Genomic DNA, 20,683 nt, shown 5'->3' on the forward strand with positions numbered 1-20,683 from the left:
AATACTTGGTAAAATCTTTTATAAACAAAAAACTAACATTTGTGTTAGTTTTTTTGTTTTTCTTTATTACTATTTTTAGCGGTATAAAGAGTACTCAATAACTATTAATTACGCAAGTGAACCCACAACTTTGCAAGATGTTTTATTTAGTTATTAAAAACTAAAAAAGATTTCATTATCAATATTAATTGGAAATGTCACATGCAAGTTTTTTGCATGTGACATTGTTTTTGTCTGCCTTGTAATAAAATAGTTGTATTGATAATTTTTCAAAAAATAAAGGAGACCTTAAAATTATATGAAAAATTTAGAAAAATATATTTGTGTTTTTGACAAATATCGAAAAGAAAATAAATATCAACACTTTAAAATCGAAGAGAATCATAATACTATTTTGAAAATGCAAGGAGCTCTTGAGTCGCATCGAAAATTACGAACAAACCAAATCGATCTAGAGCAACTTTATAATATTTTACAAGAACTTTCTGAAGGCTTCTCAATCCAAGAAGTAGCCAAGATTTTTGATAGAGACATTCGAAGTATAAAAAGTAAAATCCAAATTATTACAAATCGCAGACCACTTAGTTTAGATAAACAAAATCGCTATGTTTGTGCTAAGTGTTCAAAAAGAGTAATGCGGGTTAAAACCCTTAATTTTACCAAGCTATACGAACATTTATTAGGTTATTCATTTTCGCGACTCTTTTTTGTAAGTGATGCAATTAAAGAGAAATGAAAGGCCTACAGAAAGTATTGGTATAGTGAGCTTAATACATACAATAAAAATAGAAACAAAAAGAATTTGCAGCAAAAAGAAGTTAAGAAATCAGTTACCTATCTTGTGAATTCTTTTAAAAAATTATCCCCTGATGAATTTGCTCCTTCGCCTAGTACAATTTATAAAATAATTAAAAAATACCCTTATTTCCTTGATTTTGACCATATTGTTAAAAAATCTGAAGGAAAATATGGCATAAGGAAGCAAAAGCAAACCAAACCTAAAACATTAAAATATGCAACAGAAATTTCGAAACGTCCATCTTATATTAATGATCGCTCTGAACACGGCCATTTTGAATTAGACACCGTTATTGGTAAAATCAATGATACCTATTGTATTGTGACCATAATTGAACGGCAAACCAGAATGTCTTATGCTATGCTCTCAAAACGCAACTCCAAAGCTATCAAACAAACTCTTATCAAACTAATCAAGAAACATAACTTAGACATTAAAACTTTAACTGTTGATAATGGTAGTGAAAATGTCTTATTACACCAGGTAATTCCAACTGAAAGATTATTTAAATGCCAACCATATAGTTCATGACAAAAAGGTTCAATAGAAAATATGCACCGCTTAATTAGGTATTACATTCCCAAAGGAAAAAGTCTAGATAAATACTCTCAGCAAGAAATTGATTATATGATGGATAAAATAAATAACTATCGGCAAGTTGTCCGGCAATATAAGATAACCTAAAATTTTTTTAATCCCCCGCCTTTGATTGCAATCAAAGGGGCCTTACTTTTGGCAAAAGTAAGCAAAACCAACGAGAAAACACTGCCGTGTTTTCTGTTTTCGCATACATTTTTTATGTAAAATTTATGTTAAAATTAAAACGCAATTATTTTGTTAATATCTCGCAAGTGACTTTTCCAAAAAATAATTTCATTATCAAAAATTATAAATATTATTTTATTTTAATTATTTTATATAATATAAATAAAATTTTTATATTCAATTTATAAAGGAGGCAAGATATGTGAAATTTATTTAAAGAAGTATGAAGATCATTATTTAAAAATAAAATAATAGTTGGAGGACTTGCTCTTTTAATATTCCTTACATCTGGAATTTTCACATTTCTGCATGGTAGTACAAAAACTATGCAGATCCAATATGAAAAATATCAAAATCAATCTAAAGCCCATGATATAACAGTAGATTTAAATTTACCTATTAATGGTAATACTTATAATAATGGATATTTTATTAATGGTTTAAGCAGGGAAGACGATTCTCCTGATTACAATAAACCAATTAAATATTTAACTAAAAATTACTTAGAAACAAGTAATATTTTAAACTTCAATAAAATAACGGAACAATACTTGCCCTTAAGTTATTTTATTGACCAACCGGAATATCAAAACAGATATATTAGTCGTTCAGATTTTCTTGATTTTTATAATAGTTCAAATGGTGATAATCAACAAGGTGAATTATTTGCACTTGATTATTCGCAAAATCAAAAATATTTTAAGTTAAAAAGACCAATTACTTTTCAAACATACGTAAAAGAAGGAGATAATTATAAACAAGAAATAGCTAAAACATCTGTTGCTAAAGAAAATCGTTTTAGATTTGATAAAGTATATAAATTTAAGGATATTGCATATATTTATAATAGTGAAAAGAATGATATTTATGTTTCACAATTAAGTACTTTATATATAAATCCTGAAAACAACTTAATGACTTTTGACATATTACAAGGTAGAGATTGGGAAGCTAACAAAGGTGTTGTTAAAATCTCAGGCGATCAATTAGCTAAATTATTAGGATTAACTCCATTAAATAATAATAACAATTATGTTTATGTAATTAATAAAGAAATTAAACCAGTCTTAATTAATTACACTGATGGTGATGATTTTACTGATTTATATTCAAAAGAATTATTAAGAAGTTTTGCATATGACAATTTATTTAATAATAAAGATATCGAAGTTGAATATAATTGGAAAATAACTTTTGAAAATGATAAGTTATATAATATTCCACTTAACTGGGCTTACCAAAGAAATAAAATAACTTATTTTAAACGTAAGTTATATGAAACAACTTATGTTGGGGAAACCAAAAACAAATGAAGCGGAACATATAAAAGCTTCATGGATAATTTGATTACGCAATTTGGAAATATACCTCAAGACTATGCAAAATTCTCATTTTGAGAAAAAACCATAGTTAACGAATATATTCCGTATATAAATCAAAATAACCTTTCTATTCTTGGAGAAATAGAAACTAAAAACGAAGAGAAAAATTTACTATCTTATGAAGAAGTTCAAAATACTTTGTTAAAATTAGGTGAAAATCAAATTCAACCAAGAGGCATTGATTATAGTAAATTTGCATATGATGGATATCAAGGTATAGCACAAATAGAAGGATATACCTTGATAGATAATAAAAATTATTTAAATTTAACTAACCGTAATATAGCTAGTGATACTTTGCTTAAAATCAGGTCTGGTGCGCTTGAAATCACAAAACAAAATATTTACAGATATTTAGAAAGAAAAGTATCAAAAGAAAATATTGGTATTAGGCAATCTATAACTGTTGATTCATTTAATGATGGAGAGGGTAAAAAAGTTTATCACTTTGTTAATGTAGGTGATCAAAATAAAACAATTTACGGAATACAAAACAATATTAATAAATTGATTAATGAAGATTTATACCCAACTTTAAATAAAGAATCAAGTGATTTAACCAATTATTTTGTGGCTAAAGAACTTAACCCATATGTTTCTAGTGCTATATTAACCCAAGCCTTATCAAATATTATACCTTCAGAAGAATATATTAAATTAGATTATGAATATAATAGAGTTCAATTTACTGATTCACAATCAGGTCAGGTAACAGATATACCAAGGACAAAAATCTATAAGTTAACAAATTATAAAAATAATAAAACATTACCAGATAACGAATACAATGTTTTTGCTGATCTTGGTGTTATGTTGCTATCAAACGATAGTAAATTTGTAATTTTAAAACCTTTTTATAATGAACAAAACCAAATAGTTTTATGAAAAAATGTTGAATTAAATATCGATCGAAATGGAATAGTACCAAATGGGCGAATGTATAATTGACTTAGTTCTAATAAATTAACATTAAAATCATATTTACCTAAAAATACTTTTGTTATGGAGGTTCCTGACTTTAATCATACAGTATTTGTTCCTTTTGAATTTAGAGGACCTGATGTTGAAGTAGTTAACCAGGCTTTAAATGAAAATTCCTTAGATTATGGTATTAATAAACTATGAAAAAGCATAATTAATACCGATTTATATAAAAAAGGGTTTATCAACGAAGAACAGTTATTGGTTTTAATGAGCTCATTAAAGAAATCATTTGATAAAAATAACTTTGCACAAATTTTTTCTTCAGGATCAATAAACTATAGCGTTTTACCTAAGATTATTTTAGATGGATTATATCAAGTTTCTAACCACCCGCAAGGTGATTATATAAAGATAATAATTAATAATGTTTTTAATAAAGTATTAGGTTTATTGTCTAATTTTAATACACAAGAAGAAAAGAACAATTATTTAGCAAGAAATATTGATAACTTATTTTCGTTTATTGCTTTATTATCTGGTGATAAGATTGTTAATTATGACACTTTAAGTTCGATGATGAAAACATCTAAGAACTTAGATGAATTCTTAATTATTTTAAGAGATATATTTTCTGCAATAAACTTTAAAAAGATTTTCGGATATACAAATCATTTCTTTAATACTGATTATAATAAAGAACATAAATTAAATGGTCAAATTTATAAACGTGGTTTAAGTATTTATGATATTCTTTTAGCCGTTTTAAATGGAATTGAATATCCAATTTTAAAAGATGCTCTTATTAGGTTACTTGATAACCTGGATATAAATTATTTAACAGACTGAGATAATCCAAGTAATCCATTACAAGGTATTTTAGGTATTTTTCCTTTTGGAGTTAAAGAATTATTGCCACAAATTAATGCTAAAGAAAATGACACCAATAAAAAATATCAAAACCTAATTTACGGCATTAAGTTTTTAATAAATAACTTTGATCATAAAATCTTTTTAAATACTTTAAAAGAGGAAATAGAATTAGAGGCTACAACAGTTACACAAGTTTTATTTAATAAACTTTTGGGTACTGATGTTGAATCAAAGAAAAATATTTTGATAACTAATTTAGATTCTAAAAAAATAACTTATGCAATAATTAAAAGTATGTTCAGTATCCCTGGATCAGATCGACGAGTCAAGGATGAAATTATTAAGATGCTTAATTTATCATCAAAAGGAACAAATATAAAAATTTCTGATGGTCAATATTTATCAATACCTGACCAAGATCCTGATAAATTGGATTTCTTTGATTTAATTGGGTTATTAACACCCATTGATACAACAAGTTCAAGACTTTCTTCAAATACAAATTCAAAGAATCAACTAAATGCTAGTTTGACCACTTTGCAATTGGTCAAACGCCTTGTAGATCAAATAACTGCGAATAAAGATTTATTAACAAAAGAACTTTTACAAAATGTACATAAAAATGTTTTAAAAGAATTTTTTGAATTAAATAAACTTAATGATTTAAATAATCAAAAAGAACAAGTTTTACAAAAAGTAAAAGAATGAAAAATAATCCTTGATTCAATGGAAATAATTAATGAACCAAGTGATAGCAAAGTGCGTGAATCATTTGGAAATTTAACATCATGGTTTATCAATTTACAACCTAAAAGTAGTTCAAGTTTCTTTAATATTATCATTACTAGAATATTATCACAGCTAACACCTGCTAAATATAGTGAATTTAACTATCTTACAGATGTATTGCCTTTAATTAGACTATGGTTAGAAATTTTCAATAATACTGAAGATCATGCCCGTAATTTATCTTTTGCAAATGCATTATTAGAAATTGGAAATAAACAAGAAATAATTGATTCATTTAATTCATTTGATTTATTCCAATCAGGTGTATTAAATATTGCAGGATATCAAGAAACTGGTTTTGGTGTTACCAGATCATTAGCAAACACCACTGCAATGAACGAATATTTCTTTAGAAAAGAAAATTCAGGATATGCGAATACATATTTACGAAAATTAGTAAATGATTATCCTGATTTTGAAAAATTTATTGAACAAAACAGTTATTTAATAACACAAAACTTTTCATATATAGCAGCAACTAATAAAGATTTTGTAATACAAACTGGAGGAGTTTTCGAACATTCTAATCCTTTATCATCATATATTAGTATTTTTATAAATACATTTTTAAATAACCCAGCATTTAAAAATAACTTAAAAACATTAACTAAAACATTAATTACTGATTATAAAAGATTTTCATTAGATGCTTTAGGTATCTCAGATGTATTATTAAACAATATTTTAAGAAGAATGTTTCCGCAATTACTAGTTTGAACATTTACTAATTCAGTTGCTTCAACTGAAGATGCAACTGTTGATTCAAATATTGCATCGTTTATTTATAATAAATTAGTTAACTTTGAAAACTTAGTTAAAAATCGTGATAATTTTATATCGTTTTTAAGTAAATTTGATTCATCGGGACGTATTTCACCATATTTAGAAAGTGACTATACTTTAAAAATAGCAATTGACAATAATATTTTCACTAAGTTATCTGATTTAGTTGCAGAGGATCCAGAAAAATATTCATTCTTTGGAATGGATTTAAGTAGTATTTTGTTTGCGTCCATTAATTCAATTACTGGATTAACACCAGTGAACAATGTACTAACTTTTAATAGGCCTGAATCGTACATTGCAAAAGTTAATTATGCTTTTTTAAATCAAAATAACAAAGAGATTTATAGCGGAAAAATTCCTGACGATGCTATAGAAGCAGAAGCTTTATTAAAAACTCTAGATGAAAGATATTTAATTAATATTAATGGAACTAAATTCATTATTATTGGAGAAGATATCACATTTGATTATTTTTATCCTGTTTTAGATGAAAATAATCTACAAGTTAACACAAAAGATCAAGCTGTCGTATATGTAAATAATAGTGGGTTTGATCGTATTAGACAGTCATACCGTGGAACGGTTGTTAAAGAATATTTAACGTTAAAACAAAAACTGACCCTTAATTCATCATCATTAAATGAATTAAAATTAGAAATTGAAAAATATGTTCAAGACCAAATAAATGATGTTGCTAGTTTACAAAGAACTTTTTTATATAATGAACTAGATCCAATTAATCCAGAACGTAGTTTAAGAATTGGAACTATAGAAAAATTAATCAACTCAGTTTCGACTACTTCAAACTTTATCTTAATTATATTAATTACTCTAGTTTCAATATCAACCACATTTATTATTAAAAGGTATATTTCTAATAAAAATAAAGTTATTGGTATTTTAATTGCACAAGGATATACACCACTGCAAATCTCGCTTTCATTATGTATTTTTGCAATCTTTACAATATTTACAGGTGGGTTACTTGGATATATTACCGGATTTTTATTAACAGGATATGGATTGCAAATTTTAAGCAATTATTGAGTTATACCAATTGAAACACTGACCTTTGAACCTGTATCATTAATCACAAGTTTAGCTTTACCACTTTTTGGAATGAGTTTATTAATTGTTTTAGTTGCACTTCGTTCTTTAAGATATAAAGCTATTGATTTAATGTCAGGAATTACAAGCTTAAGTATTAGTGAGTTTTACAATAAACTATTGCATAAAACTAGAAATAAGAAAGTAACAACAAAATTTGGTATTTCTTTAATTTATAATAGTTTTTGAAAACTCTTTTCATTTGGTATTACAGTTGTTTTATCTAGTATTACCACAATAATTGGTATTTCAACATTTGGTACTTTTGAAATAGCAGTTGAGAAAACTTATAGTAACCGAAAATATAATTACAAACTTGATTTAGTTACCCCTACAACCCAAGGAGGGTTATATAACCCTGCTTTAGCAAAGGATTTAGAAAATACATTATATGTTCCTGTAGGTGATATAAGAGAACTAAATCAATATCAACCTGATTATTTTAAACCTGGTGCGTCTAGTGCGGTAAATTTAAATGATCCAGACACTGGAAAAGCAAAAAATGGAAATCCTAGTGACTTCCATCCTCATGTAATCACTCAATTTTCTGTTAATATAAAAATTGAGTCAAGTGTTTCAATTGATCCATTCCAAGTTATTTATAATTCCTTACCCGATAGTCAAAAATCACGTATTTTACAATTGAGAGATAATGTTGGATTTAATTTAATGAAACACCAAGAAGGTGTTGCATTTGTAATGGAAACTGATAAAAACGGCAAACAAGTAACTACAAATACTATTGATATTAATAAAACCTTAGAAAATGGAGTAAGGGAATTCTTTCAATATATACCTAATAAAGACAATATTATTGATGGTAAGTTTTATTATGTTGTTTATAACGATGTTGAAAAACAATGAGAACATAAAAATATTACAACTACTGCATATAGAGATCAATACCGTCAATTTCTAGTTAATGGATATAAATGAATGGATATAAATACTGAAGTAAGAGATTACTTTGTGTTATTTAACGGAATAGTCTTCAATAACACAACAAATGAAACATACACATACTTAGAATCAAACTATAAAGAAAATGATATAAAGATTTATGGTTACCAAAGTAATTCAAATCAAATAAACATATATTCTGAAAGTGGAGAAAATTTGCTTAGCGCAATTGATAATCAATATAAATCTGAAGGATCAGATAGCTCAAAAGCAATACCTTTAATTATTAATAATGTGGTTAAAAGTAAATATAATTTAAGTAAGGGTGATATATTAGAATTAACTATTAAAAATAAGGTTAATCGATTAACTAAAAATATTGAAGAAAAATTGGGAAGAGATTCATATTTAAATACTGAGAAAGATCTAAATAAGACTTATAAGTTTTATGTTTATGGAATTAATCCAACTTTTATTAATAATGAATTTATAATTCCAAAAGCTGCTGCTGATCAAATTATAGGTTTTGATGCTTTATATAAAGATAAATTATCTAAAACAGAGGATTCACTGCCTGAAGGGCTTAATGAACATCATTATAAATTTAATGGTATTTTATCTAAAGATCAACTACCAATTCAATTAATGTTATCAACTGGACTATACTCACCTTCTGGGTTTTTCGGTGCTATTGAAAGTTTTAATATTGATAATACTGGTCTTAGAGAGAAAAAAGATTTCTTTGATGCTATATTTGGAAACTTTACCGTTAATCCTAACTTACCTGTTGAAGGAGTTATGAAACAACTTGGGGCAAGTAATGATGAAATAGTTAAATTTTTAAATCCTAATTACAACCCAGAAAGAGATAACTTTATAACTGTTTATAATGAAGCAAAAGAAGCACCAGATTTACATATTAAAGAATTTGCTAAATTATTCAATGAACAATTAGCAATACCAAGCTCATACACTGTTGAATCTAAAACAATTGAGATTAGTTTTGCTTTATCAATCGGAAAAACAGTTCAGATTATTCTAACGATTATTTCAGCATTTAGCTTTATATTATCAATCATTATTTTAATAATTGTTTCAACAATTTTAATTAATGAAAATGAACGAAATATAGCAATTTGAAGTATCTTAGGGTATTCTAATAAAGAAAAAATTAAAATGTTCTTTGGTATATATGTACCATTTATAATTATTTCATTAATTTTGGCCTTTCCAATTGCTTATGGTATTATTTCAATCTTTGGAATCTTTTTAGCAACTAGTGTATCCTTATCAATCCCGTTAACTATATCTTGATTCAATCTGCTTCTAACAATTACAGTTGTTTCTGGGGTATTTGGGTTAACTTCAGCTGCAGCATGAATTAATTTAAACAAAATTAAAGCTATAGATCTATTAAAGGAGAAGTAAAATGGCATTTTTTAAGAAAAAAGAACCACAAATTAATAACGATCAAACAAATGATGAACAAATTGCTATTTTAAGTAAAAACAGTGATGTAAAGATAACATATAAAAATATCTTTGATATTTTAGACGTAGATCAAGGTAGCAAAAGAGTTATAGTTGATCGTTATATAGCTAAAAAATTGTTTAAAGCTGCGAAAAATAAGCGGTTAACCGACGAAAACAAAGACCTAAAAAACAGTCAGAATGCAATAATTGAGGTTAAAGATGTAAGTAAATATTATTTATCAGGAAATATTGTTACCAGGGTTTTAAAGAATATTTCTCTAACAATTAATAAGGGTGACTTTGTTATGATTTATGGTAAATCAGGTAGTGGTAAAAGTACTTTGCTAAACTTAATTTCAGCTTTAGATAGACCATCAAAAGGGAACGTAATCGTTTGTGATACAAACTTACCTTATTTAAGTGACCTTAAATTAACTTTATTTAGACGCGAAAATGTTAGTTTTATCTTCCAAAACTACAATTTACTACAAAATTTATCTGGTTATGATAATGTTGAAACTGGTGGATATTTACAAAAAAATAAAGAAAAAAAACTTGATTTACATGCCTTATTAACTGAGTTTGATATGGATGATGTTAAATATAAATATCCAGCACAAATGTCAGGTGGACAGCAGCAAAGAATTTCTATTTTGAGAGCAATTGCAAAAAATTCTCCTATTATCTTTGCTGACGAGCCAACAGGTGCCCTTGACGAAAAAACTACTCAATTAGTTTTAAGTTATTTATATGATATTAACAAAAAATATGGGACCACCATTGTTATGGTTACCCATAACCCAAAAATTGATAAAATAGCTTCTAAAATTATTACAGTCAAGGATGGAAAAATTCAAAACGAAAGAAATAACCCAAACCCAATTCATCCTAAAAACATAAACTGGGAAAATTAATTCAAAGCACCACAAAATATTTTGTGGTGCTTTTTACTGTAAATTATATTTTAATTTTCTTCTTTTAATTCTTTTAAAAACCATGGCATATCATAAGTGTTAGGATTATATAAATAAGCCTTGAAGAGTTGTGAGGCTAATGATCGATAATTTTGTAATGAAAGAGGATGCTCACGGTCATAATTAACACCAAAAAAATTGTAATCTCTTAAATCATAACTATAAGCTATAGAAAAAGTTGAATCACCATAATATTCACTACTTCCAGCAGTTAAAAGACCAAAATAATTAAAACTGCCATTTTTAGAAATGTATAAAGCTGATCCTGAAGAACCTTGACCTCTATAAATATGTGAATAATAATTTCTTCATCCAACTGCAAATTGGTTGTCTTTAATTCACTTTGGTCTTCGCGTAATGGAAGCAGAAAATTTATTAAAAGGGAAACCAATATTCGCAGCATCTCAAAGCATAGGTACTGAAGGAATTCTAAATTTAGAAGGAATATCAATTTCTAAATTAGCTTGTTTTATAAGTCTTTCAAATCGTAATACCTGGTCCATTAACCCTTTACTTCTAGCAATTTTTATTTTTTCTAATACATCTATTGAATAAACAATAATATCATGTGGTTGCCTAATGGTTTTACCATCTTTTGATACTTGTTCGTCAGTTACTCATATTATAGATGGATTATTATATGTAAACCCATGAGTTGTTCAAATATTTCGGCTACGTTCTAAGTCATTACCATTTAGTAAATAACTAAAATGATAATGACGGTTTTTTGTTTCCTTTAGGAAGTTTTGATCGATAATATCACTTCATGACTTTGCAGCAGCAGCCTCAGGGATTATATTTTCAACATGTGAATTTGTGGCAAATAAAAAAGTAAAGTCATCAGGATCCTTATTGGCCTTAGCTAATAAGGAGACCCCCCCCTGTTCTATTAAATACATTAACTTTTACTGACCTCAAGTATGCATTATCCACAACATCTCAATTACGCCATTCCTCTAATCGCATGTATTCAGCATCCATTTTGTATCCTTCATGTAATTTGAAGGATACATTTTGGTTTGGTTGATAGACATCACGGTTAGCTAAATATTCTCAATCTGAGAAAATTGTAATAGGTTGGTTGAATTGATTATATTCCATATGATTATAATCAAAACGGTTTTGGTTAACTTTAAAATCTTCTAATTCTTCATCATTTGTATATTGTATTGTTGCGCTTACAGCAGCAGGTAATATTAAAAATGCCCGATGTTTTTCAAAAGTTTCTTGGAAGCTAATTTGAGATTCAGGTTCATCAATAATGATTTTATACGAATTATCTTCCATATATATTTTAAACTCAATACCCGTAGTTTCATTTCAGGTTAGACTTAATATATATTTAAAGGTATCTTCTGTATTGGTTTTAGCTTCTTTAATATATTTAATAGTTTTAGAAGCAATTAATTCATCTAAATTAATGTTAATGGCAATGGCATTTTCTGTATTACGAATCCGCTGATTTCTTTGATCATCATTAATTAAAGAATTAGCATGTATATTAAATTTAATATTTCTATTTCTAGCATTTGGTTTTAATAATGTTTGTTCAAGATATTTTCGTTTAAAAGTTCATGATGCAATATTAGTACGAGTATTGATATCTCATAATAAATCATCTCACATTGGTTCAATTACACGATCACGAGTAATTGAATTTAGAGAATCTTGAATTGTTCTTAAATTTGAATTTCTTCATGTAAAACTTTCGTATAAATTATTTGTTTGACTTAATGCAAATCCTTTTATTTTGTATCACGTATTACCTTGAATTCATTTATTGCTTTTATCTTGGACCTTAAAGCTGATGTATGCTTGGTCACCAGAAATACGTTTTATAGAATTTATTTTAAATATTGAAGCTGGTAAAGAGAAGTTTTTGTATTGAATTTCATTATTTTCATTAACTTTCAATTTGATTACTTGTTCAAGGCCATTTAAATCTCTTGCTCATTCATCTGCTGTTTTAGTTTTTAAGGTTTCATAATTAATATTTAAATCACTTAGTTTTATATTATTAACCATGATCTCTGGGTAGTGGTGTTGTTGGTAATCGTTAACTAAATTAATTAAGGTATATTCTTTTTCATTAGTATATCTAATTGATTGATCAGTTTTCTTAATTCATCCAAGTTTAAATGACATACCACGCTTACCAACACGCTTTACATCATATCAAACTGGGAAATAATCTCCTCGTAATGTGCTTATATTTGTTGCATTAACCTCTATATCTTTATCATAATATTTGTTATCTAATGGAACATATGCTTTATCATCGTGATTTACACCTTTATTATTAGAACCTGTGTTATTTATTAACATTAAATATTCCATGTTAATAAATGCTTTTTGGTCAATTAAATCTTGAACATTGATAAGTCTAAAATCAGGTTCTACTTTAGTTGATGAAGTAAGCCTTGGAGTAAAGTTTGATTCATTAACAGAGTTAATTAAATTAATAATATTTTGATCTGGGGCTGTTGCATCTTTAAAGTCTTCTGCAGTAAAGATTTCGCCTTTAGGCTTTAAGTCAAAGAAGTTAAGTAATTTGAAATTGTTAATTTTAATAGAATTTTTATAAATATCTTGATTATTTTCGCTTGGCACTTCAACTCCATCTTTTTTGTATCATAGAATTAATTGTGCTGTTCCATTTCAATCATCAATATTAATAACATCTTTAATAAATAATTCATATTTACCAAATTTAGGCAAAATATATGAATCATTGAATGCTCTAATTGCATCAGAAGCAAGGTATATTTCATGAGTTGTTTTGGTATTTGGTTTAAATTTTAAAGAATTGAAAAATGTTGCTGAAGTTCCTTCAAGGATTTTAAAGATCTTTGCTTTATGTATTTCATCAAGATAATTTTGGTATGATCCTTGATTATTTCAAAAGTCTACTTTATGCAGTGTTGGCCGTTTTATTTCTCTTATTATTTGGTTATTAAATAAAATTCTTAACGTTACATATAATTGTCCATTTCTATATTCAAAATCATTAAGAAATTGATAAGTAAAGAATTTGGAAATTTTTCTTGATTTAGGTTTAAAGTATGAAAGTTTATCTTCAAAACTTAAATTCAAAAAATCACTTTCTTTTAATTCATTTAAACTCTCATAATTTACATTAAAATTCTCATCAATGTGTCAAAGGTTAATTTTGTCAATGTATTGAGTAACATCTCTAGCGAATGTTTTGGAGAAATTATAAGTGTAGTTTATGCCTGGATTAGGTTTTAATATTACTTTAACTTGCATATTTAAAGTATTTCAATTTCTTGGGTCTAATTCTAGGTTTGTAATTTGATAATCAATATATTCATTATCATGCACATCAAAGAATAACTTTGTATTTTCAAAAGTATATGATGCTGAATATGAATATTTTTCGAGGTCATATTTTTTACCTAATTCATCATATTCAAATTTTAGTCTCTCACCTGCATCATCTTTGAAGTAGTCTAGTAGTGTTTTGGAATCTTGCTCCTTGTTTTGTTTTAGATTAGTATTAAGAGTTTGATAAGTTTGTAATAAAGTTTCAAAAGATTCGATATTTGATTGCATTGAAACTAGCGAGATTTTATCTAATAAGCCACCTGTAAATAATTTATTATATTTGGATTTTTCTTTGTAATAATCTAAAACTAGTTTTTGTGAACCTTGGCATTCATTTTTAATATATGTTTCAATGCTCGTTAGTTTATTATTAACTTGTTCAAAGATTTGCAGGAATTTAGTAAATTCTTCGTTAAAGGTATTTAATGATTTAAAACTATAAGTATTAAGTAAATCTTTTAAATTATCTTTGTTATTTTGTGTTAACTGTGCTTCTTCTATTGTTTGAATTAAAGAATTTCTTAGTTTAACAACTTGGCTTGTTTCAAGGTGATTTAGTTTTGTTTTTAATTGATAAATACCCTCTAAGTTATAAATATTTTGGATCTCAGATATTAATGACTGTTTATCCAGTGGTGAAATATTTGAAGATTCAACAGTTTTAAATAACCCATTTTTAGCATTCCTTACATCATGCGCTATTAGATTATTTTCAATAATGTAATTAGTTAATGAAGTAAAGTTATTTTCGAATTCATTATTATAGGAAGATATGTTATTTATTGACAGGTTTTCCTCAAGAAATATTTTAACTTTATTTAATTGTGCAATTAAAGGTTTGTTATTTAAACTAAATGCAAATGTAAACAACTTATTTAGTTTTGTAATATTATTATCAATTTGTTTAATCAACTCCAAAGGATTCTTAACTTCTTTATTTAAATTAAATAATTTATAAATTGCAGAATTTAAAAAGTCTTTAACAACTTTATTATTAAGATTAAGTTTCTTTGCTTCGTTTACGAACTTATCTAATTCTTTGTTTTTCTCAATCACTAATTCATTGTATGCTTGAATATCAGAATGAGTTTGTTTAATTTCTTCTAGTAATTCATGAGTTAAATTATTTAAGTTTAATGAGGTTGTATTAATAATCTTGTCATATTTTTGGAGTTTTGTTTTAATTGAATTAAAGTTTTCATTGTTAATACCAATATCTGAATAAAGAGTCTCAAGTTTAGTATCTAAGATATTGAGATACTCAGTTGCAAAATTTATTAGAATATCAGCTTTATAAGCTGAAATAGGTTCTTTTGTTTGTGTAATATTATTTTGTAATATATTTAACTGTTTTCTATTTTGATTATTGAAAAAACTAATTATCTTTTGATAATTAGGATCTTTTTCTTTATCTTCTTTTCCAAGTCTTTGAGCACTACTACAACTCATTACTATAACTGGTAGCAATGTTACTAAAGGGATCACTAAAACTAACTGTTTCTTTTTATGCATAAAACCTCACATTTATTTATTGTAATTATTTTACAATAAATAAAGAAAAACCTTGCTAGATAAGCAAGGTTTAGTTTATTTTTTAATTAAAAAATCAAGCGTTAATGCTTTAGCATTTAAAACATTGTCGAAGTTTTTGTTATTTGATAATATTGCTTTAATATTAAAGTTAATTCTTAAATAATTATTATCACCTAGTTTAACGGTTTCAACATTAATAATATTAAATGCATGTAATTCATTGGTAATAACTGGATTATATGCATTTTTAACAAAATATGTCAATCTTGTTAGTAATCTTTCTAGGTTTGTATATTTTAAAAGTTCGTTTCATCCGCCTGATGTAATTCTCTCTTTTAATTCCTCTGGTGATAAGCCTTTAGAAGAATCATTAAAGCCATATGTTTTATTAAATTCATCTCAATTGTTTTTTGAGTATTTAATTAAATGGGCTTCAAGATATGTAAGATAATCAGTAACTTCTTTTTGACTATAGTTATTATATCCGGTAATTAATGCTGGCTCTGTAAATAATGCATATTTAATTTCTGGCTTTGCATTTTTATTATTCTTATTATAACTATCAAATCAAGCATTAATACGATAGTTTAACATTCCATACATTGCATAAGGCGAAGTTTTGTGAGGTTGATAAACATCTTTAACATCTGTAAATTTTGTAAAGTAAAGCATGAATTTACTATCATCATAGTTTTTAAATCTTTCACTTATTACAACAAATTCATTTAATTTAGGATCTTGCAGGTCAATTCACTTAGTTTTATTACCAAATGAATATGATAAATCGTTTTTATCATCGTATTCGGCACCAAATGTTTTATCAAAATCACTAGTTGATTTTGATAAGCCTTGTTCAGAAATTCAGATTAAGTTATTTAAATTAATTGCAGAATTATTAGGGTTAAAATCGTTTTTTGTAAATAAGTTGCTTACTGTAAATGTTTTAAAATCACTTTGATAATCTTTATAACTTATCTTAATTTTAAGTTGTAAGTTTCCTTTTGCATCATCATATGAATTATAGCTATTGTCAATGATAAAATCAACTTCATCATCATAACTAATATTAATATCTTTCACTAATGACAATAATGTAGCTTTATCAACAATTTTTCTCTTAGCTGCTGATGCTCATCATTTTTGATTTAATTCCAGGGTTGTTTTTATATTAGTTCATTGATTTTGAATATCTAACTGACTTGTTGAAGTATATTTTTCACGTTTAAATGTTGTTTCAGTTTTTAAATATTGATTATTATAAAATAAATATTTAACCTTGTAATTAACGTTTGGTTTTAAATAAGTTTCAAAGCTCAATGAATTTTGGTTATTTGAAGCATTTTGAATATGTGCTTCAAATACATTATTTTCATTGCCTTCTTCATAATACACAAAGATTGGTTTAACATTACTTAAATAATGTTTAGGTAAATTTTGTGAGAAGTTAATAGTAACTGTTGATTTATTATTATTTGTTGTCGAAATCGAAAAAATAGCAAGGTTTTGTTGAGTTATATCTTGATTATTAGTAACTTCTTTATTAGCATCAGTTGAACTTTTTGGCCTAATGTCTTTATTATCAGCTTTAACTTTTGATAAGAAAATTTTACCGTTAAAATCTAAATTATCTATTTTAGCACTTCATTTATCATTTTCTTTAGTTGCTGGTAAGGTTCATGATGCACCGTAATCTGATGATAAAACAAATTGGACATTAGTAGGTTGGGTGTTACTTTGAACCATTGTAATATTTGAGGTTACTTTTAATAATTTTGTATTTTTATCATATGTAAGTTCGCTTTGATCGTAATTATCATAACTTGAATTAGTACTAAATTCATATGTCTTACCATTTGCGGGTTTAATTTGAATTCTAAGTTTTGAGTTAGAATCATCTGTATTTTCTTCATAATATTTTTTTGTGTCTATTCCAATACCAATAAGTTCAACATTTTTATTTTTGGGCAAGAAGGTAAAGCCTTCCAAATCATTCCAATCGGAAACTTCAAATAATGTAAATTCAAAATTTTTAAAATCATTATATTTTTGTTTACTAATATTTAAATTAGCACTAAATTCTTTTTGTGATTCTTTATCTTTAAATGAAAATTGAACAACATATTCTTCATTTATTTCAAATTGATTATTAAGGCCTTCTAAAGAAAGATATGCCTTATCAGAAGTTCCACTTGCTGTTTGTTCACTAGTAAAAGTTAGACCAATTGATTCATAAGTAATTGGTTTGCTATATGGTGATGTTTCAAAGGTTAAAGCACTTTCATTTTTTCATTTATCTCCTGCTTTTTGTGAATTATTTAGTTCATAATTTTTATTATTAATATATAAGTTTTTTAGTTGATAAAATGAACTAAATTGTATATTAGATAATAAAAATTCAATGTAATTTCCTGATTCATCAGTAATTAGTTTATTTGTGGAAGATAGATTTGTTTTTTCAATATCACCATATAAATTAATAAATGTCAAATCATAGTTTTGATTATTTTCATCTTCTAAAATGCTTGTTGTAAAATTGACCCGTATTTTCGCCTCTGAATCTAATACTTCTTTTAATTCAATATTTTTAACTTCAAATGATTCTTCATTTTTTGTTTTAAAACTTTGGTTAATATTATATTCAGAAGCTGTTGGTAAATTTACTGTCATTTTTTTAACTTGATAATTTAAACCTGGTGTTAAATTATCAAGTTTAAAAGTAATTAAGTTACCATCAATACTTAAAGATGAATATTGTTTTTCTTGATTGCTTGAATCGGTAACTACTAATTTATATATACTAGTTGGTTGAACTTGATCAAAAGTAACTATTACAGATGCAGATGTTTTAGTTATTCTATCAATTATTGTTGATAGTGATGAAGATTCTTTTGGATCATTTGTTTTTGTATTGCCATCAGTAGCTTTAGGATCTTGTGGTTGATTTACTTTATCATCATTCTTCTTATCTGAATCACTTGGATCTTGAGGTTTTGAATTATCTTTATCTTTATTAGGATCTGTAATTATTGGAGGAATTGGATTTTCTGGGGTTTTTATAATATTGCTATTTTCTGCTTTAAGTGTTCTAAAGTTTTGGTTTATAACCAAAACTTTATTGTTATTAACTTTTATTTCTTTAACATTATATTCTGTATCAGTGCTTAAATTATTAATTGTGATTTGGAATTGGTTTTCTCCTGATAATTTAGTTAAATTGGAAACTAAAAAATCATAGTCATTATTATTAAGTGTAATTTTTAGTTGATCATTTTGGATTAGATTAGAAATTTGAATTGAAAATTCTAAAGATGTTTGGGTTTTATTCGTATTGTTAAATGAAGTCAATTGATAATCAGGTTTAGGAGTAGGTTCAGGTTGGGGGTTTGGTGCTTGTGTGCAAGCAATAAAACCTAAACTACCTGACACAATTGAACTTAATAAAATTGGTAATATAATAAACTTATTTTTTTTCATATTTATATTTTAACAGATTAGGATTAATGTAAAATATAATGAGTATAAATTATGTTAGAAAGGAATTATGTTTATTAAGAAAATTGATAATACAAAAAATGGTGATTTATTATTAAAAGCTATTTTTAAAGATAATGAATTACCCAAAAATTTAATTAAAAAAGCAAATGTAGTTACTGACTACTTTTCAAATAATGAATCTTTTGCATATTTAGGAGAATTAAAAGATTACACCTATAATTCAGTTCAAAGCTTTGCAAAAGGATTTTTTACAACCCAAGCAAGAGCCTACCAAATTTGCCTAGATTCATTTGTTAAAGGAAATGTTACCTTGTCAGAAGTAGTTTCAGCATTTGTTCAAGCATATAACTATGTGCATGCTGATATTTATGATGCTAAAACAGGAAAAAAACCAGAAGTATTCCCAATGAGTTTTTATTCAAAAGAAGATAAATCTTTATATAAAGAAGCATTAAATAAAGCAGTTATTTTATCTGAATCTGTAAATTTTGCACGTAATTTACAAATCACACCACCAAATATTTTAAATTCTGAAAAATTAGCCGAAGTTGTTTATGAAGATCTTAAACAGTATGATAATTTAAGCATTAGAGTTTTAAATAAACAACAAATTGAAGATTTAAAAATGGGATTATTACTTTCAGTTAACAAAGGAAGTATGTATGAACCACGTGTTGTAGTTATTGAGTATAATGGAAATCCTGATTCAACCGACAAAACAGTTTATGTAGGAAAGGGTATTACATTTGACTCTGGTGGGTATTCATTAAAACCTGGTCGTTCAATGATTGGTATGAAATTTGATATGTCAGGTTCAGTATTTGTTGCTAGTGCAATGAAGGCAATTGCTCAACTAAAACCAAAAACAAATGTTGCAGCAATTATGTGTATTACAGACAACAGAGTTAACGGGGATGCATCATTGCCAGATACAGTTTGAACAAGTATGAATGGCAAAACAGTTGAAATTAATAATACTGATGCTGAAGGTCGTTTAGTAATGGCTGATGGTATTACTTATGCTGTTAGAAATTTAAAAGCTACTCAAATTGTGGATGTGGCTACTTTAACTGGTGCTATTCTAGTCGCGCTTGGAAGCACATATACCGGAGTTTGAGCAACTAGTGATAAAGCATGAAATGAACTAAAAGAGGCGGCTGATACACAAAAAGAACTAGTTTGAAGAATGCCTCTTGACGAAGCCTTTGCTAAGGAAATTAAAAATACTCCAGTTGCAGACCTTAAAAATACTGATTTAAGTGGAGCAGGTGGAGGAAGCTCTTCAGCGGCTATGTTCTTAAAAGAATTTACAGAAGGTGTTGAATATATTCACTTAGATGTTGCTGGTACTGCCGAACAAGGCGGACGTCCTACTGGTGTTATGGTTAAAACATTAACCCAACTTGCATTAAACAAAAAATAATTTTGTATTTAAAATATTCAGAGCAATTGCTCTGAATATTTTCATATTAATTTATTATATTTTATTTAAAAATTAATTAAGATTAAACTTCTTTACTAAAAAAGGCTTTTTATATTTAT

General features: G+C 26.4%; 7 protein-coding genes. 4 read left to right on the forward strand and 3 right to left on the reverse strand.

Annotation, left to right across the window (positions count from 1 at the left end; translation table 4 throughout):
- The first annotated feature begins 298 nt into the window (after nucleotides 1-298).
- The 3 genes from AC0B4N_RS04265 (at nucleotide 299) to AC0B4N_RS04275 (ending at nucleotide 10,708) form a co-directional block, all read left to right on the forward strand.
- Entirely contained in the window at nucleotides 299-1,483 is a 1,185-nt protein-coding gene (locus AC0B4N_RS04265; protein WP_465102103.1) for an IS30 family transposase, read from the forward strand.
- Between the two features lie 281 nt (nucleotides 1,484-1,764).
- A complete protein-coding gene (locus tag AC0B4N_RS04270) occupies nucleotides 1,765-9,750 on the forward strand; it encodes an FtsX-like permease family protein (RefSeq protein WP_465102592.1) in 7,986 nt (2,661 codons plus the stop codon).
- 1 nt (nucleotide 9,751) lies between these two features.
- On the forward strand, nucleotides 9,752-10,708 hold the full coding sequence (locus AC0B4N_RS04275; protein ID WP_465102593.1) for an ABC transporter ATP-binding protein: 957 nt from the start codon (nucleotides 9,752-9,754) through the stop codon (nucleotides 10,706-10,708).
- Nucleotides 10,709-10,758: 50 nt separating this feature from the next.
- Here AC0B4N_RS04275 and AC0B4N_RS04280 read toward each other — a convergent pair whose 3' ends face one another.
- From AC0B4N_RS04280 to AC0B4N_RS04290, 3 genes are all read right to left on the reverse strand, one after another.
- On the reverse strand, nucleotides 10,759-11,667 hold the full coding sequence (locus tag AC0B4N_RS04280; RefSeq protein WP_465102594.1) for a hypothetical protein: 909 nt from the start codon (nucleotides 11,665-11,667) through the stop codon (nucleotides 10,759-10,761).
- A complete protein-coding gene (locus tag AC0B4N_RS04285) occupies nucleotides 11,627-15,625 on the reverse strand; it encodes an MGA_1079 family surface serine endopeptidase (protein WP_465102595.1) in 3,999 nt (1,332 codons plus the stop codon). The genes AC0B4N_RS04280 and AC0B4N_RS04285 overlap by 41 nt, the downstream gene beginning before the upstream one ends.
- 75 nt (nucleotides 15,626-15,700) lie before the next feature.
- Nucleotides 15,701-19,120, reverse strand: a complete 3,420-nt coding sequence (locus AC0B4N_RS04290) for a hypothetical protein (RefSeq protein ID WP_465102596.1) — start codon at nucleotides 19,118-19,120, stop codon at nucleotides 15,701-15,703.
- Nucleotides 19,121-19,187: 67 nt separating this feature from the next.
- Between AC0B4N_RS04290 and AC0B4N_RS04295 the strand changes: the two genes are divergently transcribed.
- Nucleotides 19,188-20,564, forward strand: a complete 1,377-nt coding sequence (locus AC0B4N_RS04295) for a M17 family metallopeptidase (protein WP_465102597.1) — start codon at nucleotides 19,188-19,190, stop codon at nucleotides 20,562-20,564.
- The last annotated feature ends 119 nt before the right edge of the window (nucleotides 20,565-20,683 follow it).

The organism is Mycoplasma sp. 13536, from assembly GCF_055523495.1.